This window comes from Pseudomonas sp. LH1G9 (genome assembly GCF_002949975.1).
GTDB classification, from domain to species: domain Bacteria; phylum Pseudomonadota; class Gammaproteobacteria; order Pseudomonadales; family Pseudomonadaceae; genus Aquipseudomonas; species Aquipseudomonas veronii.
In genome coordinates, this window is the sequence record NZ_CP026880.1 from 243,886 (window position 1) to 267,780 (window position 23,895).

20 protein-coding genes and 1 pseudogene are annotated in these 23,895 nt (G+C 60.1%); 16 read left to right on the forward strand and 5 right to left on the reverse strand.

The annotated features are described in order from the left end of the window. Nucleotides 1–111: 111 nt before the first annotated feature. The 3 genes from C5F70_RS01180 to C5F70_RS01195 form a co-directional block, all read right to left on the reverse strand. Nucleotides 112–1,065, reverse strand: coding sequence for a hypothetical protein (locus tag C5F70_RS01180; RefSeq protein WP_104902597.1), 954 nt, complete (start codon nucleotides 1,063–1,065; stop codon nucleotides 112–114). A gap of 117 nt (nucleotides 1,066–1,182) precedes the next feature. Next, a complete protein-coding gene (locus tag C5F70_RS01185) occupies nucleotides 1,183–1,827 on the reverse strand; it encodes an HAD-IB family hydrolase (protein WP_017847240.1) in 645 nt (214 codons plus the stop codon). Nucleotides 1,828–2,191: 364 nt separating this feature from the next. Next, a complete protein-coding gene (locus C5F70_RS01195) occupies nucleotides 2,192–3,118 on the reverse strand; it encodes a LysR family transcriptional regulator (protein WP_046382319.1) in 927 nt (308 codons plus the stop codon). 305 nt (nucleotides 3,119–3,423) lie between these two features. Here C5F70_RS01195 and C5F70_RS01200 point away from each other — a divergent pair, with 305 nt between their 5' ends. The 3 genes from C5F70_RS01200 to C5F70_RS01210 are packed head-to-tail and all read left to right on the forward strand — an operon-like array spanning nucleotide 3,424 to nucleotide 6,209. Beyond that, nucleotides 3,424–4,860, forward strand: coding sequence for an NAD-dependent succinate-semialdehyde dehydrogenase (locus C5F70_RS01200; RefSeq protein ID WP_104902598.1), 1,437 nt, complete (start codon nucleotides 3,424–3,426; stop codon nucleotides 4,858–4,860). A gap of 12 nt (nucleotides 4,861–4,872) precedes the next feature. Next, nucleotides 4,873–5,205 (forward strand): carboxymuconolactone decarboxylase family protein, encoded by a 333-nt coding sequence (locus tag C5F70_RS01205; protein ID WP_017847243.1) that lies wholly within the window; start codon nucleotides 4,873–4,875, stop codon nucleotides 5,203–5,205. Between the two features lie 2 nt (nucleotides 5,206–5,207). Further along, nucleotides 5,208–6,209 (forward strand): NAD(P)H-quinone oxidoreductase, encoded by a 1,002-nt coding sequence (locus tag C5F70_RS01210; protein ID WP_104902599.1) that lies wholly within the window; start codon nucleotides 5,208–5,210, stop codon nucleotides 6,207–6,209. A gap of 186 nt (nucleotides 6,210–6,395) precedes the next feature. Here the strand turns inward: C5F70_RS01210 and C5F70_RS01215 are convergent, their stop codons facing one another. Both C5F70_RS01215 and C5F70_RS01220 read right to left on the reverse strand, forming a co-directional pair. Continuing rightward, a complete protein-coding gene (locus tag C5F70_RS01215) occupies nucleotides 6,396–7,646 on the reverse strand; it encodes a ribonucleotide-diphosphate reductase subunit beta (RefSeq protein WP_104902600.1) in 1,251 nt (416 codons plus the stop codon). Between the two features lie 509 nt (nucleotides 7,647–8,155). After that, nucleotides 8,156–8,425 carry a DUF2790 domain-containing protein gene (locus C5F70_RS01220; protein WP_017849219.1) on the reverse strand — a complete coding sequence of 90 codons (270 nt, stop codon included), beginning with the start codon at nucleotides 8,423–8,425 and terminating at the stop codon, nucleotides 8,156–8,158. A 395-nt stretch (nucleotides 8,426–8,820) separates the two neighbouring features. Between C5F70_RS01220 and acs the strand changes: the two genes are divergently transcribed. From acs to C5F70_RS01285, 13 genes and pseudogenes are all read left to right on the forward strand, one after another. Next, complete coding sequence (gene acs / locus C5F70_RS01225; protein WP_017849218.1) at nucleotides 8,821–10,776, forward strand: acetate--CoA ligase; 1,956 nt, start codon at nucleotides 8,821–8,823, stop codon at nucleotides 10,774–10,776. A 688-nt stretch (nucleotides 10,777–11,464) separates the two neighbouring features. Beyond that, a complete protein-coding gene (locus C5F70_RS01230; RefSeq protein WP_017849217.1) occupies nucleotides 11,465–12,250 on the forward strand; it encodes an ABC transporter substrate-binding protein in 786 nt (261 codons plus the stop codon). Between the two features lie 91 nt (nucleotides 12,251–12,341). Continuing rightward, nucleotides 12,342–13,031, forward strand: a complete 690-nt coding sequence (locus tag C5F70_RS01235) for an ABC transporter permease (protein ID WP_010566615.1) — start codon at nucleotides 12,342–12,344, stop codon at nucleotides 13,029–13,031. Beyond that, the gene (locus C5F70_RS01240; RefSeq protein WP_017849216.1) at nucleotides 13,028–13,726 is read left to right on the forward strand and encodes an ABC transporter permease; all 699 of its coding nucleotides are present in this window, start codon (nucleotides 13,028–13,030) and stop codon (nucleotides 13,724–13,726) included. The genes C5F70_RS01235 and C5F70_RS01240 overlap by 4 nt, the downstream gene beginning before the upstream one ends. Before the next feature lies 1 nt (nucleotide 13,727). Beyond that, entirely contained in the window at nucleotides 13,728–14,840 is a 1,113-nt protein-coding gene (locus C5F70_RS01245) for a succinylglutamate desuccinylase/aspartoacylase family protein (RefSeq protein WP_017849215.1), read from the forward strand. Between the two features lie 27 nt (nucleotides 14,841–14,867). Next, nucleotides 14,868–15,632 carry an ABC transporter ATP-binding protein gene (locus C5F70_RS01250; RefSeq protein ID WP_046382323.1) on the forward strand — a complete coding sequence of 255 codons (765 nt, stop codon included), beginning with the start codon at nucleotides 14,868–14,870 and terminating at the stop codon, nucleotides 15,630–15,632. A gap of 208 nt (nucleotides 15,633–15,840) precedes the next feature. Then, nucleotides 15,841–16,820 (forward strand): annotated as a pseudogene (locus C5F70_RS01255) (GlxA family transcriptional regulator). Between the two features lie 267 nt (nucleotides 16,821–17,087). Beyond that, nucleotides 17,088–18,308, forward strand: coding sequence for an aspartate aminotransferase family protein (locus tag C5F70_RS01260; RefSeq protein WP_046382325.1), 1,221 nt, complete (start codon nucleotides 17,088–17,090; stop codon nucleotides 18,306–18,308). A 204-nt stretch (nucleotides 18,309–18,512) separates the two neighbouring features. After that, nucleotides 18,513–19,532, forward strand: a complete 1,020-nt coding sequence (gene aruF, locus C5F70_RS01265; protein ID WP_017849211.1) for an arginine/ornithine succinyltransferase subunit alpha — start codon at nucleotides 18,513–18,515, stop codon at nucleotides 19,530–19,532. Between the two features lie 50 nt (nucleotides 19,533–19,582). After that, complete coding sequence (gene astA, locus C5F70_RS01270) at nucleotides 19,583–20,608, forward strand: arginine N-succinyltransferase (protein ID WP_017849210.1); 1,026 nt, start codon at nucleotides 19,583–19,585, stop codon at nucleotides 20,606–20,608. Next, nucleotides 20,605–22,074: a succinylglutamate-semialdehyde dehydrogenase gene (gene astD / locus C5F70_RS01275; RefSeq protein WP_177410572.1), complete on the forward strand. Its 1,470-nt coding sequence runs from the start codon at nucleotides 20,605–20,607 to the stop codon at nucleotides 22,072–22,074. Before astA ends, astD begins: the two co-directional genes overlap by 4 nt. 156 nt (nucleotides 22,075–22,230) lie before the next feature. After that, nucleotides 22,231–23,577, forward strand: coding sequence for an N-succinylarginine dihydrolase (gene astB / locus C5F70_RS01280; RefSeq protein ID WP_017849208.1), 1,347 nt, complete (start codon nucleotides 22,231–22,233; stop codon nucleotides 23,575–23,577). Nucleotides 23,578–23,600: 23 nt separating this feature from the next. Then, on the forward strand, nucleotides 23,601–23,891 hold the full coding sequence (locus C5F70_RS01285; RefSeq protein WP_017849207.1) for a hypothetical protein: 291 nt from the start codon (nucleotides 23,601–23,603) through the stop codon (nucleotides 23,889–23,891). Nucleotides 23,892–23,895 lie beyond the last annotated feature (4 nt).

Consider the following 23,895-nt stretch of genomic DNA (forward strand, 5'->3'; position numbering starts at 1 on the left):
TTGTACAGTTGTTTTGACCGCTCATCAACTGGAATTTTCTCCGGCGCCGACACCGTTCTATTTTGAGGCTTGCACGAGGGTATTCGTGTGCGAGGTCGGGCACGGTCTCGGCTAACCCGCCTCAGCCGCTGGCACTTCGCGAATAATCAAATGATCCAGATTCTCGATATCGGCGCTGAACACCCCAAACGTCTGCTCGGGGTTTTTCTTGCTGGGCACCTGTCTAAGTGTCGGCGTCACCCCGTAAAAGAAGCAATATAACGGCCGTGCGCTGCTGGCCGCGGCCTTGATCTGCTCGAGGAACGCTGTGCGCTTGCGGTAATTCTCGATGAGTTTCTTGCTCAGGTAGACGTTGACCGAATAGGGCTTCTTGTCGAGCCAAACCTTCTTTTCGAAGTCGATGCGAAAGCTGTTGGTGTAGTCCTTGATCGCTTTGATCCGGCCCCAGTAGATCAGGCCCTGATTGTCCTGCAGGTACTCGATCTTCTTGAAAAACGTCCAGTACGTCGCGGTATGGTCGCCGATCTTCAAGGGCATCGCCTTGAGCTTGTCCTTGTCGTCGAGGTTCGACACATAACATTCCACCGGGTGTGCGAACACGCTGGTTTTATCCGGGGTGGTGTCGTTGGCGCCGACAGACGCGCTGGTGCGGGTTGAAGGGGGCTTCGCCGGGGCTTGTGGGACTTGCCCGTCAGTGCCGGCCTGCGGGGTTTTACGCGGGTAGGTGCGCCGGGTCAGGACGAATTCCGATGGGAAGTGTTCCTCGCGCTCGTCCTCACTTTCGCCCGTGGCCGGCTTGTGGCTGCTGGCGTAACGGCAACCCTCGATGTGCCGGGTGCCTGGGGTGTTCTTGAAATGCGGGGTGCGTCGGTAGTTGACGTTTTTTGCGTTGAACGTGCTCAGCACATTGCCTGCGTCAAAGGCCGCGCGGCATGTGTCGTTGGGGCAGAGGAAACGGTCCGTGTCGGAGTCGTAGGCGTCGGTTTCGTCGAAATTCAACTCTCGCACGTCGTAGATCGACAGCTTGTCGTCGAGACTCAGGCTGTAGGCCGTGTCGAATTTCATGGGCTCGGGTCCGTGAGAGGTTTGGCTATTGATAGCCGGATATTACGCAGATGTCGCTAGGAAACCGCAACCTCGCGTATCCCAGCGAGGCTGCGATGGCATCCCCCACCGCCCCTATCAGCGCTGCAACCTGGCCTGCTGCTTCTTCCCATGAAAATGCCGAAAATGCGCGTCCTGCGCCGCCGCCAACAACTCCCGGTCCCCACGCGTATCGCCCCAGGCCCTGAGCCGATACTCCCCCAGGTCGCCATACACCGCTTCAAGTCGCAGCACCTTGTTCTCGCACCGGCAGTTGTTCCCGGTGAGCTTGCCGGTCAACACGCCGTCGACCACCTCAAGCTCGGTCCCGATCAACTTGATCCCAAGCCGATCGGCAAACGGCTGCAGCACCAACGCCGGCGACGCCGAACACAACGTCACCACCGCCCCCGAGCCCAGCTCCTGCTCCACCGACAACACCCCCGCCGGCCGCATCAACCGCGCCCAACTGCGCTGGCAGTACTCCTCGGCCTTCTGCTGCACCCACGCCTTCTCCACCCCGGTCATAAAGGTGCGGATCAACTGCGCCTTCAACTCGTCCCGGCTGATCTGCCGCACCAGAAACCGCAGCCCAGGCACCGCCAGCTTGACCATCCGGCCATAGAACTCGCCGGCGCCAAAGGCAAACTTGAGGAAGGGCACGAAACTGTCGTGATGGGTCAGGGTGCCGTCGAAGTCAAAGACGGAAAGTACTTTGGCATCCACGGGGCCGGCTTCGAGCATATCTGGGTTCACGGGGTGGCCTCGGTCCTGGCTAGTATTGATTGAGAATGCATCAGCTGTGACCGCAAGAGTTTACTCCTGTATCAATCGGCCGATTGTCGAGTAGAGCCCGGCGGTGAATTCATCCCGGTCATTCGAGCGGTGACAGCGCTGATAGCAATTGGCGGACAAGGCTACAGCATTGGTGATGCGATCCGAACCCTTCGTGATGGACTGCAAAAAATGGCAAAACAAACACTTCAAGTGGTATGACCGAACCTTAGCCCGCCTGATTGTCTTTAGCGTCTTCTGTTTCGAAATGCCTCGAAATGAGGAAGGCACCCATCCTGATACAGCCTCCCCGTCGGGCCTTGGTTGGCGTCCTTCAAGCGATGAGCTCCTGAGCGGTCATCATCAGCTCAGTACCGACCCGATTTTTTAACGTATCGATGAATCGAGTAACTTTTGCATCGATGAACTGACGTGATGTGTAGACGGCGTAAACATTACGCTCGTAGGTATGGTACTCGGGCAAAACACGCACGAGCCTGCCTGAACGCAAGTCCTCAATGGCTGAAAAACCGGCCAGCAAACCTATGCCTGCTCCCTCTCGAATGGCGACTGCCATTGCGTCCATATCATTGACGCTGAAACTCGGGCCCTTGGGGGTAAATAGCGCATCCCCGGTCTTGCTCTTTAATTGCCATTCATCCCGCACATAATCGACGGTGCCCAACAGCAAACACTGATGATCGCTGAGATCTTCTGGCGTTACAGGGGCAGCGTGTTGCTCCAGATATGCTGGAGACGCAACCAGCACACAATGGCTGATGCCGATCTTTTGGCTGACATACGCTGAATCTGGCAGCGTTCGGGCAATCAGAATCGAGACGTCCAGTTGGTCTTCCAGGAGGTTAGGCATTCGCTGAGAAAGCATTAAGTCCACGGTGACATCGGGGAATTCCCGGCGGTAATCCAGCACGGCTGAAGTAACCAACTGCCGTGCTAGCCCCGGCACACAATGCACACGCAACGTCCCCCTGGGTTTCAGCGCGGCGTTGCTTGCTTCGGCTTCTGCATTTTCAAGGTCTGCCAGAATTTTGGTACAGCGCTCATAAAAGCGCCGGCCAGCGTCTGTCACCGAAAGGCGGCGGGTCGAGCGCTGTAACAGGCGGGCGTCGAGCACGTTTTCAAGCGCGGAAACCGCACGCGAGACATTGCCGACCGTAGAGTCCAGATGGTTAGCCACCGCAGTAAAACTGCCCATCTCAACAACTTTGACGTACACGGACATGTTCGTAAGCTTATCCATCCAACTCTACCTGTCGATCTGATTGCAAACGTTCTTCACTGCAGAAGTCCCCACCCCAAAAAACAATCAAGCCTGGAGCGACGAGCCAGGTTGTCATTGCCGCATGACGTGAGCGGTATTTGCAGATGCTACACGCTCCTGGCGGTGCTCGATATTACCTCCAGGCACAACAATGATTCCCTTCTGGTCGGCTAAATCAAACGGTTTGTACTCCATAGACTTGGTTGCACAGGGCGCCTGGACACGGCAACCCAGGCGCTGAGTCTTGTACGAACTTGTTGATAAACCAACTGAAGGGCAACCTCATGAACACGTCTTACGACCCGCTTTATCTCTTTATCGGTGGTGAATGGATCAGTGCCGAAGGACGCGCGACCGCCGCTGTCGTCAACCCCGCAACCGCACGTGAGATCGGGCGTGTTCCACTCGCCACCGCAGGCGACCTCGATCACGCGCTCGAAGTGACTCAACAGAGCTTTGAACAATGGCGCCAGACCGTACCCGACAAGCGCGCAAAAATTCTCAAACGCGCTGCCGATCTCATCCTGGAACGGGCCCCACACATCGCCGAGCAAATGACGCTGGAAGAAGGCAAACCGCTTGCGGAAAGCCTGGATGAGGTCACGCGTGCGGCTGAGTACTTCGAGTGGTTTGCCGAAAGCGCGCGCCGTATCGATGGGCGTGTAGTCCCGGCCAATCGTCCCGGTGTGCTGCAAATGGTAAAACGCCAAGCCATCGGCCCGGTCGCTGCGTTCACGCCCTGGAATTTCCCGGCCATTACACCCGCCCGTAAGCTCTCGGCAGCCTTGGCCGCAGGTTGCAGTGTCATCCTAAAGCCAGGGGAAGAAAGCCCCTCCACCGCGCTGGCCCTGGCGCGTGCTCTCGACGATGCAGGATTGCCTAAAGGCGTGTTGCAAGTGGTCTTTGGTGTGCCGGACCAAGTTTCCAGCCACCTGATCGCTTCTCCCATCATTCGCAAGGTGACCTTTACCGGTTCGGTTCCCATCGGTCGGCTGCTATCCGCTCGTGCTGCCGAGGGCGTCAAGCCCATCACCCTTGAACTGGGAGGACACGGGCCGGTGCTGGTATTCGATGACGCAGAAATCGAAAAAGCAGCCGTCGAAGGCGTTGCCAATCGGTTCCGCGGGACTGGCCAAGTCTGCATCTCGTCAACGCGCTTTCTGATTCAGCGTGGCGTCTATGAAACGTTTGTTGAGCACTTTGTGACGGCCACCCTCGCGTTGAACATTGGCGATGGCCTGACGCCCGGCACCCAGGTTGGGCCGCTCGCCAATCCACGGCAGTTGGCCAAGATGGAAGAGCTGGTGGCAGATGCCGTTGCCAAAGGCGCACGCGTGTTGGCCGGTGGTAAACGCCTGGAATGCAGCGGCTACTTTTTTGAGCCCACCGTGTTGGCGGACGTGCCTATGCATGCCCGAGTCATGCATGAAGAACCCTTCGGGCCTATCGCCGTGCTGATGCCATTCGATCACTTGGCTGATGGTTTGAAGGAGGCCAATCGTCTGCCTTACGGGCTTTCAGCCTACGCGTTCACGTCGAGTGCTCGAACGGCCATTGACGTCGCTGACGGGTTAGAGGCCGGGATGATCGGGATCAACCAATACCGCATCGTCGCCACAGAACTTCCCTTCGGCGGCATGAAAGAAAGCGGCCACGGTTCGGAAGGTGGCATTGAAGGCATCGAGCACTACCTCACCCACAAATTCATCAGCCAGGTTTAAGGAGACAGCATCATGTCCAATCTCAATTTCAGCAGTCCTCGTGAAGCGGCTCGGGCGTTTACCCCAAAGCTGTCGCAATTCGTTGATTCGACGCTGTATCCGCAGATCTGGAGCGATCCGGCATTGTCCCCACGCGACCGCAGCCTGATCACAGTGGCCGCATTGATTGCCGGTGGTCACTCTGAAGAGTTGCCCGCGCATCTGCGACGGGCGCTGAGCAACGGGGTGACCCATGACGAAATCGCCGCCGCGATCACTCACCTGGCGTTCTACGTAGGCTTTCCAGGCGCCATTACCGCCTCTGCTATCGCTAATGCCACGTTTACCGAACCGGAGAAAAACTGATCATGAAAGCCATCAGCATCAGAGCATTCGGCGCGGCGGACGTACTTGAACTGGCAGATGCTCCCAATCCACACCTGCGCCCAACCGACTTGCTGGTACGTGTCTATGCCGCTGGCGTGAACCGTGCGGACCTGACACATCGAACGGGTGGCTACGGCCATCCGAATTTCGGTGACTCGCTGATCATCGGGCTGGAGATCGCCGGTGAGGTGATTGGCAAAGGTGATTTGGTCGCGGGTTTCGAGGTTGGAGATCGAGTGATGGGGGTCGTCGGAGGTGGGGCCTATGCCGAGCTTGCGCGTATCGATTACCGCATGGCCATGCATATCCCTGCGCAGCTGGACTATGTGCATGCCGCGGCTATTCCCGAGGTCTTCGTCACGGCCCATGAAGCGATGATGCACCTGGCTCGGCTCAAGTCCGGCGACTCGGTATTGATCCACGCCGCCGCAGGCGGTGTGGGATCTGCCGCCGTTCAACTGGCCTACGCCACCGGGGCGACGGTGTATGCGACAACCGAGGGCAGCAAGCTGGCGCGTGTCGAGCATTTAGGCGCGGATATTGCCATTGATTACAGGACGCAGGATTTTGCTGAAGTCATCGCAGCCAAAACCAATGGTCGAGGCGTTGATGTCGTCATCGATTTCATTGGCGAGCCCTACTTTGCACGCAACATCGCTTCTCTCGCTCATGGCGGCCGACTTGTTCAGGTCGGTATCCTGGGCGGAGGCGGTAAGGTGAGCGTAGAACTGGAACACATTCTTTACCGTCACTTGCAAATCATCGGTACAGTCATGAAGTCGCGTACACAGCCGGAGAAGCACGACATGATCAAGCGCTTTCGCGAGTATTGGCTTGATCGCTTCGATGGCGCTGGAAGTTTGGAGCCGGTCGTCGACAGTACTTTCCCGCTGTCACGCGCGGCCGATGCCCATCGCCGAATGGAGTCGTCTGAAAACGTTGGAAAAATCATCCTGCCGATGCAGCCTGCGGACTTGGTTTAAGTGCGAGGGCTAAAGAGGGTGGCATAGAGGCTTCGTTGGCACAAATATGCGGGCACCGTCACCCTTGATGCTGGCGTTCTGATGGGGATTTGGCCGGATTACAGGTAATCCATCTGCTGTTCCAAATCACTGAGTTTTTTGCAAAAAAAAGAGCTGCCAATGGGCAGCTCCTTTGTACCGTTAAAATCAATCCCAGCTCAACGCACCGCCAGTCTGGTACTCGATCACACGGGTCTCAAAGAAATTCTTCTCTTTCTTCAAGTCCATGATCTCGCTCATCCATGGGAACGGGTTAGTCGTCCCTGGATACTCTTCCTTCAAACCGATCTGCGACAGACGACGGTTAGCGATGAACTTGAGGTAGTCCTCCATCATCGCCGCGTTCATGCCGAGTACACCGCGTGGCATGGTGTCGCGCGCGTATTCGATCTCCAGTTGGGTCCCTTGCAGGATCATCTGGGTCGCTTCTTCCTTCATCTCGGCGTCCCACAGGTGTGGGTTTTCGATTTTGATCTGGTTGATCACGTCGATGCCGAAGTTCAGGTGCATCGACTCGTCGCGCAGGATGTACTGGAACTGCTCGGCCACGCCGGTCATTTTGTTGCGACGACCCATGGAGAGGATCTGGGTGAAGCCGCAATAGAAGAAGATGCCTTCCAATACGCAGTAGTAGGCCACCAGGTTGCGCAGCAGTTCTTTGTCGGTGTCGACGGTGCCGGTTTCGAATTTCGGGTCGGAGATGGAGCGCGTGTATTTCAGGCCCCAGGCGGCTTTTTTCGCGACCGATGGGATCTCGTGGTACATGTTGAAGATTTCGCCTTCATCCATGGCCAGCGATTCGATGCAGTACTGGTAGGCGTGGGTGTGGATCGCCTCTTCGAAGGCCTGGCGCAGGATGTACTGGCGGCACTCCGGGTTGGTGATCAGGCGGTACACGGCCAGGACCAGGTTGTTGGCGACCAGCGAGTCGGCGGTGGAGAAGAAACCGAGGTTGCGCATGACGATGCGACGCTCGTCGTCGGTCAGGCCTTCGGGGTTTTTCCACAGCGCGATGTCGGCGGTCATGTTGACCTCTTGCGGCATCCAGTGGTTGGCGCAGCCGTCGAGGTATTTCTGCCAGGCCCAGTCGTACTTGAAGGGCACGAGCTGGTTGAGGTCGGCGCGGCAGTTGATCATGCGCTTTTCGTCGACAGCGACGCGGGCGGAAGCGCCTTCGAGTTCGGCGAGGCCTTCGGCGATGTCGAGTTTGTCGAGGGCAGCCTTGGCGCGCACGATGGCGGCGGAGTCGTTGGCGGTGACGGCGCGGGCTTCGATGGCGGCAGCGGCGCCGGCACCGTCGAGGCGGTCCATGTTGGCTTCGGTGGCGTGGCCGGCGTTGGCGCCTTTGACGGCGACTTCGCCGTCTTCTTCTTTGTCGAATTCGTCCCAGCTCAGCATGACGTGTCGTCTCCTGCGTGAGGGCTCGAAGGTGCCCGTGTGAAACCGGATGGTTGGGGGTTCACACGGCCCTCGGGCCGCGGTGGATCTTAAGGAATCGTTTGTTGCAACAGCTAGCGCAGGCATTAAACGCAATGGGGTGAACGGGTGCTCTGCGTGAGGCTTGAGGGGCGGAGCGATAGATGCATGCTCCTGCGGAGGCCTCAGGTCGGCTCTTCATCCCAGTGTAAAGGGATATTGCAGGCCCGATTTACCCGCGCATTATAGGGAAAAAAACGGCTTTGTGTTGTGGCAGATGCGCTCGGATTGCTGACAAAACGCCTGGTATTCGAGCCAGAGCGAGGGTTTACAGGGGGTTGGTGCAGGAGGATTTTTTTGACGGACGGTGGGCTATTTATTGCGGGGGCTGGCGAGGTTTTTTGAGCGGGGGAGTGGGAGGCGGGTTTTTGGCCGCAAGAACAATTTCTTGCGGCGAATAAGATCACGGTCAATGTGAACTAACGAAGTTGTTATCCGTTAGAGCAACCGTTACCCATCACATGGTAGTTAAGAATGTGGCGCTGACCTTTGGAGTCTTCATATTCCATTTTTACCGGTACGACTTCGCATACATCTGGAATGGTGCTCATGGAGACTACTTTGGCGACGTCCAGGTGAGTGCTGTAGGTGTAGTCTTCAACAATCGGAGCGTTCTGGCCGGCTACGTCAGTCGGGGCTTCCTCGGCCAGGGCGGCGGTGGCGCACAAGCTGCTGAGGGCCATAACTAATAAAGCTTTCATTTCTCTTTTTACCTTCTTCAGTGCGAAAGGGGTCACGGGGCCCTTTGGAGGCCTCGTGTGTAACTTAGGGGTGTTTACTTCGGATTAACGTGCCTTCGTGGGGGCTGTTACGTTGTTAATCTGGTTGCCTTGTTGGCGGAGTCGATTTTAGGCCTGCGGGTTATATTCATATACCCGTGCTTTTGATAAACACTATTGGTGGTTTTTGTAATAATCCCCCCTCGCAGGTTTTTTTACGTGTCCGCCAAGCGCCGCAGGCTACGGGCCAGAGGGGGGAAGGAGATAACAGAGCAATTTGTAGGGTCTTGTTACTACCATCGTCGAATGGTTCTATAGGCTGACCCCGGCTACAACTGGGGTCATACAAAAACAACTATTTCACCGAGGTAAGAAAGATGAGTGCGGCTTCCCTGTACCCCGTTCGCCCCGAAACAGTAGCCAACACGCTGACTGACGAGGCGACCTACAAGGCCATGTACCAGCAGTCGGTGGTCAACCCCGATGGTTTCTGGCGTGAGCAAGCCAAGCGTCTTGACTGGATCAAGCCTTTCACCACGGTGAAGCAGACCTCATTCGACGATCACCATGTCGACATCAAGTGGTTTGCCGATGGCACCTTGAACGTTTCCTACAACTGCCTGGACCGTCACCTCGCCGAGCGCGGCGACCAGGCGGCGATCATCTGGGAGGGCGATGACCCTGCCGACAGCCGCACCATTACCTACCGCGAGTTGCACGAACAAGTCTGCAAGTTTGCCAACGCCCTGCGTGGCCAGGACATACACCGCGGCGACGTGGTGACTATTTATATGCCAATGATCCCCGAAGCTGCGGTCGCCATGCTGGCCTGTGCCCGCATCGGTGCGATCCACTCGGTGGTGTTTGGCGGTTTCTCGCCGGAGGCCTTGGCCGGTCGCATCATCGACTGTAAGTCGAAAGTGGTGATCACCGCCGACGAAGGTGTGCGCGCCGGTAAGAAGATTCCGTTGAAGGCCAACGTCGACGACGCTCTGACCAACCCGGAAACCAACAGCGTCCAGAAAGTCATCGTGTGCAAGCGCACCAGTGGCAGCATCAAGTGGAACCAGCATCGCGACATCTGGTACGAAGACCTGATGAAAGTGGCGGGCACCGTGTGCGCGCCGAAAGAGATGGGCGCCGAAGAAGCGCTGTTCATCCTTTATACCTCCGGCTCCACCGGCAAGCCTAAAGGCGTGCAGCACACCACTGGCGGCTACTTGTTGTATGCGGCCCTGACCCATGAGCGCGTATTCGACTACCGTCCGGGCGAAATCTTCTGGTGTACCGCTGACGTCGGCTGGATCACCGGCCACACCTATATCGTCTACGGGCCACTGGCCAATGGCGCGACCACGCTGATGTTCGAAGGCGTGCCTAACTACCCGGACATCACTCGGGTGGGCAAGATCGTCGACAAGCACAAGGTCAATGTTCTCTACACCGCGCCGACGGCGATCCGCGCGATGATGGCTTCCGGCACCGCCGCCTGCGAAGGCGTTGATGGCAGCAGCTTGCGCCTACTGGGTTCGGTGGGTGAGCCGATCAACCCGGAAGCGTGGGACTGGTACTACAAGAACGTCGGCCAATCCCGTTGCCCGATCGTCGATACCTGGTGGCAGACCGAGACCGGCGCCACCCTGATGAGCCCGCTGCCGGGCGCCCATGCGCTCAAGCCAGGTTCGGCGGCACGGCCGTTCTTCGGTGTGGTGCCGGCCTTGGTGGATAACCTGGGCAACATCATCGAAGGCCCTGCCGAAGGCAACCTGGTGATCCTCGATTCGTGGCCAGGCCAGGCCCGTACCCTGTACGGCGACCATGACCGTTTCGTCGATACCTACTTCAAGACCTTCCGGGGCATGTACTTCACCGGTGACGGCGCCCGTCGCGATGAAGATGGCTACTGGTGGATCACCGGCCGTGTGGATGACGTGTTGAACGTGTCTGGCCACCGTATGGGGACCGCCGAGATCGAAAGCGCCATGGTCGCCCACCCGAAAGTCGCCGAAGCGGCGGTGGTGGGTGTGCCGCACGACATCAAAGGCCAGGGCATCTATGTGTATGTCACCCTGAAAAATGGTGAAGAGCCGACCGAAGCGCTGCGCCTGGAACTGAAGAACTGGGTGCGCAAGGAAATCGGGCCGATCGCTTCGCCGGACGTGATCCAGTGGGCACCGGGCTTGCCGAAGACGCGGTCGGGCAAAATCATGCGACGTATTCTGCGCAAGATTGCCACGGCTGAGTACGATGGCTTGGGCGATATCTCCACCCTGGCCGACCCAAGTGTGGTGGCGCATTTGATTGAGACCCACAAGACCATGAACGTCGCGTAAGACGGGTAGGTGGGACAGAGCCCCATTCGGCGTAAGCCGGGTGGGGCTTTTTTGTGGTCTCTCAAAACCACTGAAGATCCCATGTTTGTGGTCTCTCAAAGCCACTGAAGATCCCATGTGGGAGGGGGCTTGCCCCCGATAGCGGTCTTCAGCCAACTGATCAGTGACTGATCCACCGCCATCGGGGGCAAGCCCCCTCCCACATGGGTCTACACAACCCGCAGTCCAATAAATATCGGTTTATCGCAGAGGACGTTTCTGAATGTTACCGAGCGGCGCAAATGTGTAACCCTTCGCCCGAACATGAGGCAAAGTGCTACGGGTTTGCACCGAAAAGCCGCGTTTTAGACAGCTCCCAGTATTAGATTAAACGCCAGACTTGCCGTGCTAGAAGGGTTTGCGAATAATAGGCCCGCTATTTGCAGTATCAACAGGTTTAATATCTTTTGTCTCTGCATAAAAAACAGGGGCTGTCAATGTGCTGGAACCGCTTTCTCGGTGCTTCTGTAAATTGTTGTCGCATTGAGGAAATATCGGCTTCCGGCCTGTCGTTAGAATGCCGATCACTCGCTCGTCGTCGCCGCTGTTGAATCGGCGTAGGACGCAGCACCGCTATTCGGTTTCACTCAGTCGCATCGTGGGCCATGGCTCATACTGCTGTTTTGCCCTATACCGATGGAGTCCCAAGATGAAGAAACTCGTGCTGTTGGGCGCCCTGGCGCTGTCCGTGCTGTCCATGCAGGCTTTCGCTGAAGGCAAGCCTCTGAAAATTGGTATCGAAGCGGCGTACCCTCCGTTTGCCTCGAAGGCGCCGGATGGCAATATCGTCGGTTTTGACTACGACATCGGCAACGCTCTGTGCGAAGAGATGAAGGTCAAGTGTACTTGGGTCGAGCAAGAGTTCGACGGCCTGATCCCCGCGCTGAAAGTGCGCAAGATCGACGCGATCCTGTCGTCCATGTCCATCACCGACGACCGCAAGAAGTCCGTGGACTTCACCAACCGCTACTACCTGACCCCGGCGCGCCTGGTGTTGAAGGAAGGCACGACCGTCAGCGACAGCCTGGATGAGTTGAAAGGCAAGAAGATCGGCGTGCAGCGCGGTTCGATCCACGACCGTTTCGCCAAGGAAGTACTGGCGCCTAAAGGTGCCACGGTTGTTCCTTACAGCTCGCAGAACGAAATCTACCTGGACGTGGAAGCCGGTCGCCTCGACGGCACCGTGGCTGACGCCACCCTGTTGCAGGAAGGTTTCCTCGATACGGCTGCGGGTAAAGGCTACGCGTTCACCGGCCCAGCCTTTACCGATAGCAAATACTTCGGCGATGGCATCGGTATCGCGGTACGTAAAGGCGACAAGGAAAACCTGGACCGCATCAACGCTGCGATCACTGCGATTCGTGCCAACGGCAAGTACAAGGCTATCCAGGACAAGTACTTCAACTTCGATATTTACGGCCCAGACGCCAAGTAAATCGTCGCAGCGGTCTGTCCAGAATGGCGCAAGCAACAGAATTCCTGCGGTTTGCGCCATTTTTTCATCCCCCTTTTCGAGGACCTGAATCATGTTGAAAGGCTACGGGGCCGTCATCCTCGATGGCGCATGGTTGACGCTTCAGCTCGCCTTGTCGTCCATGGCCTTGGCCATCGTTCTGGGTCTGATCGGGGTCGCGTTACGCCTGTCGCCGGTGCGCTGGTTGGCCTGGCTGGGTGACTTGTACTCCACGGTGATCCGTGGGATTCCCGACCTGGTGCTGATCCTGCTGATTTTCTACGGCGGTCAGGACCTGCTCAACCGCGTCGCGCCGATGCTTGGCTATGACGACTATATCGACTTGAACCCCTTGGCCGCCGGTATCGGCACCCTGGGTTTCATCTTTGGCGCCTACCTGTCGGAAACCTTCCGCGGCGCCTTCATGGCCATCCCCAAGGGCCAGGCCGAAGCCGGCCTGGCGTATGGCATGAGCCCTTTCCAGGTGTTTTTCCGGGTGATGGTGCCGCAGATGATCCGGCTGGCGATCCCTGGGTTTACCAACAACTGGCTGGTCCTGACCAAGGCCACCGCGCTGATTTCGGTGGTGGGCCTGCAAGACATGATGTTCAAGGCCAAGCAGGCGGCGGATGCCACCCGCGAGCCTTTTACCTTCTTCCTCGCAGTGGCGGCGATGTACCTGGTGATCACCAGCGTATCGTTGCTGGCCTTGCGTCATCTTGAGAAGCGCTACTCGGTAGGCGTAAGGGCGGCTGATCTATGATCTTCGACTACAACGTCATCTGGGACGCCATGCCGCTGTACCTCGGCGGCTTGCTGACCACCCTGAAACTGCTCGCCATTTCGCTGTTCTTCGGCCTGCTCGCCGCCTTGCCCCTGGGCTTGATGCGGGTGTCCAAGCAGCCGATCGTCAACGGCGCGGCCTGGCTCTACACCTATGTGATCCGCGGCACACCGATGCTGGTGCAGCTGTTCTTGATCTACTACGGCCTGGCCCAGTTCCAGGCGGTGCGCGAGAGCTTCCTGTGGCCGCTGTTGTCCAGCGCCACGTTCTGCGCGTGCCTGGCCTTTGCGATCAACACCAGCGCCTACACCGCCGAAATCATCGCCGGGAGCCTCAAGGCCACCCCCAACGGCGAGATCGAAGCGGCCAAGGCCATGGGCATGTCGCGCTACAAGCTGTACCGCCGCATCCTGCTGCCATCGGCCCTGCGCCGGGCGCTGCCGCAGTACAGCAACGAAGTGATCATGATGCTGCAGACCACCAGCCTGGCATCCATCGTCACCCTGATCGACATCACCGGTGCCGCGCGCACGGTGAACGCACAGTTCTACCTGCCGTTCGAAGCGTATATCACCGCCGGCGCGTTCTACCTGTGCCTGACCTTCATCCTGGTGCGCCTGTTCAAGTTGGCCGAGCGCCGCTGGCTGAGCTACCTGGCTCCACGGAAGCACTGATATGGAACGTATCGATCACCTGTTGCCCTGGGGCCACCTGGGTTGCGAGCGTCAACTGAGCGTGTTCCGTTTCGGCAGCGGCGAGCGCAAGGCCTACATCCAGGCCAGCCTGCACGCCGATGAACTGCCGGGGATGCGTGCCGCGTGGGAGCTGAAAAAGCGCCTGACCGAACTGGAACAGCAAGGCGCGCTCAACGGCGTGATCGAGCTGGTGCCGGTGGCCAACCCGATGGGCCTGGGCCAGCTGTTGCAAGGCAGCCATCAAGGGCGTTTCGAGATTGGCAGCGGCAAGAATTTCAACCGCGATTTCGTCGAGTTGAGCGAGCCGCTGATCGCACAACTGCACGGCAAGCTCGGCGATGATCCCCATGCCAACGTGCGCGTGATCCGCCAGGCGATGCACGATACGCTCGACGCGCTGCCCGCGCCGGCCAGCCAGTTGCAAGGCATGCAGCGGGTGCTGCTGAGCCACGCCTGCACCGCGGACATCGTCCTCGACCTGCATTGCGACGCCGAAGCCGCGCTGCACATGTACGCGCTGCCCCAGCATTGGCCGCAGTGGCGGTCGCTGTCGGCGCATTTGAATGTGAAAGTCGGGCTGCTGGCGGAAGACTCCGGCGGCAGCTCGTTCGATGAAGCCTGCTCGCTGCCCTGGCTGCGTGTGTCGCGGGCGTTCCCCGAGGCGCAGATTCCGCTGGCGTGCCTGGCGACCACCCTGGAACTGGGCGGCCAGGCCGATACCGGCCGCGATGAAGCGATCTTCCACGCCGAAGGCATCCTCGCGTTCCTCGCCGAGCAGGGCCTGATTAAAGGTGAGTGGCCGGCGCCACGTCACGAACCCTGCGAAGGCGTGCCCTTCGAAGGCACCGAATTGCTGTTTGCACCCCACGCTGGCGTGATCAGTTACCTGCGTAAAGCCGGTGACTGGGTGGACGCCGGCGAGCCGGTTTTTGAAGTGATCGACCCTCTGGAAGACCGCGTGAGCATCATCTGCGCCGGCACTTCGGGGGTGCTGTTTGCCGTTGAACGGCTACGTTATGCCCAAGCGGGTTTCTGGCTGGCCAAGGTGGCGGGGCGCGAAGCGCTGCGTCACGGGCGCTTGCTCAACGACTGACCACCTGTTTTTGTGAGAACCGACCGCATGTACAAGCTTGAAGTCCAAGACCTGCATAAACGCTATGGCAGTCATGAAGTGCTCAAAGGCGTGTCCCTGGCCGCCGCGGCCGGTGATGTGATCAGCATCATCGGCTCCAGCGGTTCGGGCAAAAGTACCTTTTTGCGCTGCGTCAACCTGCTGGAGCAGCCCCACGCCGGCAAGATCCTGCTCAATAACGAAGAGCTGAAACTGGTGGCCGGCAAAGACGGCGCCCTGCGCGCCGCCGACCCGAAACAGCTGCAACGCATGCGTTCGCGCCTGTCCATGGTGTTCCAGCATTTCAACCTGTGGTCGCACATGACCGCGCTGGAAAACGTGATGGAAGCCCCGGTGCATGTGCTGGGCATGTCGAAAAAGGACGCGCGGGAAAAGGCCGAGCACTACCTGGCCAAAGTCGGCGTGGGCCATCGTAAGGATGCGTTCCCCGGCCATATGTCCGGTGGCGAGCAACAGCGCGTGGCGATTGCCCGTGCGCTGGCGATGGAGCCGGAGGTGATGCTGTTCGACGAACCCACCTCGGCGCTGGACCCGGAGTTGGTCGGCGAAGTGTTGAAAGTGATGCAGGACCTGGCCCAGGAAGGCCGCACCATGGTGGTGGTGACCCACGAAATGGGCTTTGCCCGTGAAGTGTCCAACCAACTGGTATTCCTGCACAAAGGCATCGTCGAAGAACGCGGCAATCCGCGCGAAGTGCTGGTCAATCCCCAGTCTGAGCGGCTTCAGCAGTTCCTCTCCGGCAGCTTGAAGTAGCCACTCCTTTTATGTGGGAGGGGGCTTGCCCCCGATAGCTGAGTGTCAGTCAGCACATCTGATTCTGATACACCGCAATCGGGGGCAAGTCGAATCGTCGCACCGCCCCTCCCACATTGGATGTTCATCGTTTTTGAGATTTGTGTTCGTTTACGGGCTAGCATTGGCCCACGGCTTCTTTCACTGTTTTTGCTTCGGATAGCCCTCCATGACTGCCCATCGAATTGGTTTCCTGATTTGGCCCAGCACAAAAGCACTGACGCTTGCGCTGGCTGAGGAGGCCTTGCGCGTTGCTCAGCGGGTGCATCCGGAGGTGGTCTACGAACTGTCGTTTCTGCAGGCCGAACCGCAGACCGATGGCGCCTGGCAACTGCCCGGCGGGCCGTGGGCCGGCAAGCTCGAAGGCTTCCAGAAACTGTTCCTGCTGGCCGACGAACCGCCCACCGCGATCGCTTCGCAGCTCAGCACCGCGCTCAAGCAACTGGTGCGCGCCGGGTGTGTGATCGGCGGCTTGTCGGCCGGTGTCTACCCGCTGGCTCATCTCGGTCTGCTCGACGGCTACCGCGCCGCCGTGCATTGGCGCTGGCAGGACGATTTTGCCGAGCGCTTCCCCAAGGTCATCGCCACCAGCCATCTGTTCGACTGGGACCGCGACCGCCTGACCGCCTGTGGCGGCATGTCGGTACTCGACCTGTTGCTGGCGGTGCTGGCCCGTGATCACGGCGCCGAGCTGGCCGGTGCGGTGTCCGAGGAACTGGTGGTGGAACGCATCCGCGAAGGCGGCGAGCGCCAGCGCATCCCTCTGCAAAACCGCCTGGGCTCGAGCCATCCGAAGCTGACCCAGGCGGTGCTGTTGATGGAGGCCAACATCGAGGAACCGCTGACCACCGACGAAATCGCCCAGCATGTCTGCGTGTCGCGACGACAACTGGAACGCATCTTCAAGCAATACCTCAATCGCGTCCCCAGCCAGTATTACCTGGAACTGCGCCTGAACAAGGCCCGCCAGATGCTGATGCAAACCAGCAAGTCGATCATCCAGATCGGCCTGTCCTGCGGCTTCTCCTCGGGGCCGCACTTCTCCAGCGCCTACCGCAATTTCTTCGGCGCCACCCCCGCGAAGACCGCAACCAGCGACGCAGCAGCAGCCCGTTCGAGTTGTCGTCGGTGCCGTCCGAACGCGGTTGATCTCACCCGCGCGATCCCGGCGGTAGATAGATAGCCGACCGCCGGCCAAGTTACGCCTATCCTGCTCGACCACCTGCCGCTGTGCCCCGGTAGCGTTTAAACTGCGCCATTGCGATGCTATTTGTCGCATTGGCGTAAACCCGCCAAAATCGCGGGTTGGCGCTATAAGAAGTTGTCGCTTGGCGGCAAGGCCGCGCTGAAAACTGTCCTTACAATCCCTGCATCGCCCGCCAGTTCCAGGCAGGCGTTCCTCTTCAGGAGACTCCGATGTCCGTTGAGCAAGCCCCGGTGCAACGTGCCGATTTCGACCAGGTCATGGTGCCCAATTACGCACCTGCCGCATTCATCCCCGTGCGCGGCGCAGGTTCGCGCGTGTGGGACCAGGCGGGTCGCGAGCTGATCGACTTTGCCGGCGGCATCGCGGTCAATGTTTTGGGCCATGCCCACCCGGCGCTGGTCGGTGCGTTGACCGAACAGGCCCACAAGCTGTGGCACGTCTCCAACGTCTTCACCAATGAGCCGGCCCTGCGCCTGGCCCACAAGTTGATCGACGCCACTTTTGCCGAGCGTGTGTTCTTCTGCAACTCCGGCGCCGAAGCCAACGAGGCTGCGTTCAAGCTGGCCCGTCGCGTGGCGTTCGACCGCTTCGGCAGCGAGAAATACGAGATCATCGCCGCCCTCAACAGCTTCCACGGCCGTACCCTGTTCACCGTCAACGTCGGTGGCCAGTCGAAGTACTCCGACGGCTTCGGGCCGAAGATCACCGGCATCACCCATGTGCCGTTCAATGACCTGGCCGCGCTGAAAGCCGCCGTGTCGGACAAGACCTGCGCCGTGGTGCTGGAACCGGTGCAAGGCGAGGGCGGCGTGCTGCCGGCCGAGTTGGCCTACCTGCAAGGCGCCCGCGAACTGTGCGACGCCCACGACGCGCTGCTGGTGTTCGACGAAGTGCAGACCGGCATGGGCCGCAGCGGCCACCTGTTCGCCTACCAGCACTACGGTGTGGTGCCGGACATTCTCACCAGCGCCAAGAGCCTGGGCGGCGGTTTCCCGATTGCCGCGATGCTCACCACGGAAGCCTTGGCCAAGCACTTGGTGGTCGGCACCCACGGCACCACCTACGGCGGCAACCCGCTGGCGTGTGCGGTGGCGGGGGCGGTGATCGATGTGATCAACACGCCTGAAGTGCTGGCCGGCGTCAACGCCAAGCACGACCTGTTCAAGGCCCGCCTGGAGCAGATCGGCAAACAATACGGGATCTTCAGCGAAGTGCGCGGCCTCGGCCTGCTGCTCGGTTGCGTGTTGAGCGACGCCTGGAAAGGCAAGGCCAAGGACGTGTTCAACGCGGCCGAGAAAGAAAACCTGATGATCCTGCAAGCCGGCCCCGACGTGGTGCGTTTCGCGCCGAGCCTGGTGGTGGAGGATGCGGACATCAATGAAGGCCTGGACCGTTTTGAGCGTGCTGTTAAAACACTGACCCAAGCCTGATACACATTTATCTGTCGGACTGGGTCGAATGTGGGAGGGGGCTTGTCCCCGATAGCAGTCTGTCAGTTGATACATCTGGTGACTGATACACCGCTATCGGGGGCAAGTCGAATCGTCGCACCGCCCCTCCCACATTGGATATGTGTTGTTCCTGACCTGTCCGGTACTTTTTCCTATGAGTTTTTCGAGTTAAGGAGTGACACCATGCTGGTGATGCGCCCCGCGCAAATGGCTGATCTGGGCGAGGTACAGCGTCTGGCTGCGGACAGCCCGATTGGTGTCACCTCCTTGCCGGACGATGTGGAACGCCTGAGCGACAAGATCGCCGCCAGCGAAGCGTCCTTCGCAGCCGAGGTCAGTTTCAACGGTGAAGAAAGCTATTTCTTCGTGCTCGAAGACACCGAGACCGGCAAGCTCGTCGGCTGCTCGGCCATCGTCGCCTCGGCCGGCTACTCGGAACCGTTCTACAGCTTCCGTAACGAGACCTTCGTCCACGCCTCCCGCGAGCTGAAGATCCACAACAAGATCCACGTGCTTTCCCAGTGCCACGACCTCACCGGCAACAGCCTGCTCACCAGCTTCTACGTGGTGCCGGAGCTGGTCGGTTCGCCGTGGTCGGAACTCAATTCCCGCGGCCGCCTGTTGTTCGTCGCCAGCCATCCCGAGCGCTTCGCCGACTCGGTGGTGACCGAGATTGTCGGCTACAGCGACGAGAACGGTGATTCGCCGTTCTGGGACGCCATCGGGCGCAACTTCTTCGACCTCAACTACGCCGCCGCCGAGCGCCTGTGCGGGCTGAAAAGCCGCACGTTCCTCGCCGAGCTGATGCCGCACTACCCGATCTACGTGCCGCTGCTGCCGGACGAAGCCCAGGAAGCCATGGGCCAAGTGCATCCGCGTGCGCAGATCACCTTCGACATCCTCATGCGCGAAGGCTTCGAGACCGATCACTACATCGACATCTTCGACGGCGGTCCGACGCTGCACGCACGGGTCTCGGGCATTCGCTCGATCGCCCAGAGCCGCGTGGTGCCGGTGAAGATCGGCGAGAGGGTCAAGGGTGTCGGCCGCCAGTACCTGGTGAGCAACGCGCAGTTGCAGGATTACCGCGCGGTGCTGCTGGAGCTGGACTACGCGCCCGGCAAACCGGTGACCCTGGACCTGGAAGCGGCCGAAGCCCTGGGCGTCGGCGAAGGCGCCAGCGTGCGTTTGGTTGCGGTTTAACGCAGAGTTTTGCGGGTGGCCTGAGCGGGCGGCCCGCCTGAGGAGATAGCATGATCGTTCGTCCCGTACGCAGCAGCGATTTACCGGCCCTGATTGATCTGGCGCGCAGCACCGGCACCGGCCTGACCACCTTGCCGGCCAACGAAGAGCGCCTGACCCACCGGGTCGGCTGGGCCGAAAAAACCTTCCGCGGCGAAGCCGGGCGCGGGGATGCCGACTACCTGTTCGTGCTGGAAAACGACGAAGGCCGCGTGGTGGGGATTTCCGCCATCGCCGGCGCCGTCGGCCTGCGCGAGCCCTGGTACAACTTCCGGGTCGGCCTGACCGTCAGCGCCTCCCAGGAGCTGAATATCTACCGTGAGATCCCGACGCTGTTCCTGGCCAACGACCTCACCGGCAACTCCGAACTGTGTTCGTTGTTCCTGCACGCCGATTACCGCAACGGCCTCAACGGCCGCATGCTGGCCAAGGCGCGCCTGCTGTTTATCGCGGAGTTCCCGCAGTTGTTCGGCAACAAGATCATCGCCGAGATGCGCGGCGTGTCCAATGAAGCCGGGCGTTCGCCGTTCTGGGAAAGCCTGGGCCGACACTTCTTCAAGATGGAATTCAGCCAGGCCGACTACCTCACTGGCGTGGGCAACAAAGCCTTTATCGCCGAGTTGATGCCGAAATTTCCGCTGTACAGCTGCTTCCTGTCCGAGGATGCGCGCAACGTGATCGGCAAGGTTCACCCGGATACCGAGCCGGCGCTGAGCATGCTCAAGAGCGAAGGGTTCAGCTACCAGGGCTATGTCGACATTTTCGACGCCGGCCCGGCGGTGGAATGTGAGACCAGCAAGATCCGTGCGGTGCGCGACAGCCAGTCGCTGGTGTTGGCCATCGGCACGCCAGGCGACGACGCCACGCCGTTCCTGATCCATAACCGCAAGCGCGAAGAGTGCCGCATCACCGCCGCACCGGCCCGCCTGGCGGCAGGCACGCTGGTGGTCGATCCGTTGACCGCCAAACGCCTGCAACTGGTGGTGGGCGATCAAGTGCGTGCCGTACCGTTGTCTGCTGCTCGGGAGTCGAAATAATGAATTCGCTGTATATCGCAGGTAGCTGGCTGGCTGGCCAGGGTGAGCTGTTCGAATCGCGCAACCCGGTGACCCAGCACGTGCTGTGGGCCGGCAATGGCGCCAGCGCCGAGCAGGTCGAATCCGCCGTGCAGGCGGCGCGCCAGGCGTTTCCGGCGTGGGCCCGGCGCTCGTTGGAAGAGCGCATCGGCGTGCTCGAAGCCTTCGCCAATACCTTGAAAAGCCGCGCCGATGAAATCGCCCGCTGCATCGGTGAAGAAACCGGCAAGCCCCTGTGGGAATCGGCCACCGAAGTCACCAGCATGGCCAACAAGATCGCAATCTCGGTGCAAAGCTACCGCGAGCGTACCGGCGAGAAGAGCGGCCCGCTGGGCGACGCCACCGCTGTGTTGCGCCACAAGCCCCACGGCGTGGTGGCGGTGTTTGGCCCTTACAACTTCCCCGGTCACCTGCCCAATGGGCATATCGTCCCGGCGTTGCTGGCGGGCAATACCGTGCTGTTCAAACCCAGCGAGTTGACCCCGAAAGTCGCCGAGCTGACCGTGCAATGCTGGATCGAAGCCGGCCTGCCGGCGGGCGTGTTGAACCTGCTGCAAGGCGCGCGGGAAACCGGGATCGCCCTGGCGGCCAACCCGGGTATCGACGGGTTGTTCTTCACCGGCTCCAGCCGCACCGGCAACCACCTGCACCAGCAGTTCTCCGGGCGCCCGGACAAGATCCTGGCCTTGGAAATGGGCGGTAACAACCCGTTGGTGGTGGATCAAGTGGCCGACGTGGATGCGGCGGTCTACACCATCATCCAATCGGCGTTTATCTCGGCCGGCCAGCGTTGCACCTGTGCCCGTCGCTTGCTGGTGCCCGAAGGCGCCTGGGGCGATGCACTGCTGGCGCGGCTGGTGGCGGTCAGCGCGACGATTGCGGTCGGTGCGTTCGACCAGCAACCGGCGCCGTTCATGGGCTCGGTGATTTCCCTGGCGGCGGCGAAGGCCTTGATGGACGCCCAGGAACTGCTGTTGGCCAACGGCGCCGTGGCGCTGCTGGAAATGACCCAGCCGCAGGCTCAGGCCGCGTTGCTGACCCCGGGCATCATTGACGTGACCAAAGTGAGCGAGCGCGCCGATGAAGAGTTGTTCGGCCCGCTGTTGCAGGTGATCCGCTACGCTGATTTCGCCGCGGCGATTGCCGAGGCCAACAACACCCAGTACGGCCTGGCCGCCGGTTTGTTGTCGGACTCCGAAACGCGCTACCAGCAATTCTGGCTGGAAAGCCGCGCCGGGATCGTCAACTGGAACAAACAACTGACCGGCGCCGCCAGTACCGCGCCGTTCGGTGGTGTCGGGGCTTCGGGCAACCATCGCGCCAGCGCCTATTACGCAGCGGATTATTGCGCGTACCCGGTGGCGTCCCTGGAGACCCCGAGCCTGGTGCTGCCAGCCACACTCACCCCCGGCATTACACTGATCTAAAGGTGGGAGGGGGCTTGCTCCCGATAGCGGTGGATCAGTCACCTGATTCATCAACTGGCAGACTGCTATCGGGGGCAAGCCCCCTCCCACATTAGGTCGGTGGTGTATTCAAGTCATTAGATGCCTATAAAAACAGATGTTCGTGGAGCCTCGCCGATGAAATCCTATGAAGTCAATTTTGACGGTCTAGTGGGGCCGACCCATAACTACGGCGGTTTGTCCTACGGCAACGTCGCGTCCCAGAGCAACAGCCAGCAAGCTTCCAACCCCAAGGAAGCGGCGTTGCAGGGCCTGCAGAAAATGAAAGCGCTGATGGACATGGGCTTTGTGCAAGGCGTGCTGGCGCCGCAGGAACGCCCGGACGTGGCTGCCTTGCGCAACCTCGGCTTCAGCGGCAGCGATGCCCAGGTCATCCAGCACGCGGCCAAGCACGCCATGCCATTGCTGGTCGCCAGCTGCTCGGCGTCGAGCATGTGGGTGGCCAACGCTGCCACCGTCAGCCCGAGCGCCGACACGGCGGATGGCCGCGTGCATTTCACCGCCGCCAACCTCAACTGCAAATACCACCGCAGCATCGAACACCCGACCACCAGCCGCGTATTGGGGGCGATGTTTGCCGATGCGAAACACTTCGCCCACCACGCCGCGTTGCCGGCGGTGGCGCAGTTCGGCGACGAAGGCGCGGCCAACCACACACGTTTCTGCCGTGACTATGGCGAGGCCGGCGTGGAGTTTTTCGTGTTCGGCCGCAGCGCGTTCGACACCCGTTACCCGGCACCGCAGAAGTACCCGGCGCGCCAGACCCTCGAAGCCTCCCAGGCCGTTGCCCGCCTGCACGGCCTGAAGGAAGCTGGTGTGGTCTTCGCCCAGCAGAATCCGGCGGTGATCGATGCCGGCGTGTTCCATAACGACGTGATCGCGGTGGGCAATGGCGAAATGCTGTTCTATCACGAGGACGCGTTCCTCAACACCGAGACGATGCTTGCCGAGTTGCAGGCCAAGTTGGGCAAACTGGGCGGCAACTTCCAGTCGGTGTGCGTGCCGCGTGCCCAGGTCAGCGTCGAAGACGCGGTGCGTTCCTACCTGTTCAACAGCCAATTGCTGACCCGCGCCGACGGCTCGATGCTATTGATCGTGCCGGAAGAGTGCCGGGCCAACGCACGTGTCTGGCAGTATCTGCAAGGTCTGACCGCTGCCGGTGGTTTGATCCGCGAGGTCAAGGTCTTCGACCTCAAGCAAAGCATGCAGAACGGCGGCGGCCCGGCGTGCCTGCGTTTGCGCGTGGCGTTGAACGAAACCGAGCTGGCGGCGGTGAACCCAGGGGTTATCATGACCGCGCCGCTGTATGAAACGCTGACCCAGTGGGTCGACAAGCACTACCGCGACAGCCTGCGCGAAAGCGACCTGGCTGACCCGCAATTGCTGCTTGAATGCCGGACGGCATTGGATGAACTGACGCAAATCCTTAAACTGGGCGCGGTATATCCTTTCCAGATCAATTAACGCCACACGGCCGAGAGCTATTTATGAGCACCGATACCCTGCAACTGATCCTTGAAGACACCGACGGCACCCAGCTGCAAACCTCCTGCACCCGCGTTGCCGTGATCTGGCAGGGCAAGGAAGTCTGGATTCAGCACGACGGCCGTGGCCAACTGCTGATCGGTGTGGACGTGGAAGAAGGCGACGCCGAGTACGCCAACCTGCTGATGCGCCCACTGGCCACCAACCTGATGAGCCTGCAACTGGAAATGGAACCGGCCGACGTTGAGGGTGATGACGACGATCACGTCCACGGCCCAGGCTGCAACCACTAAGGAA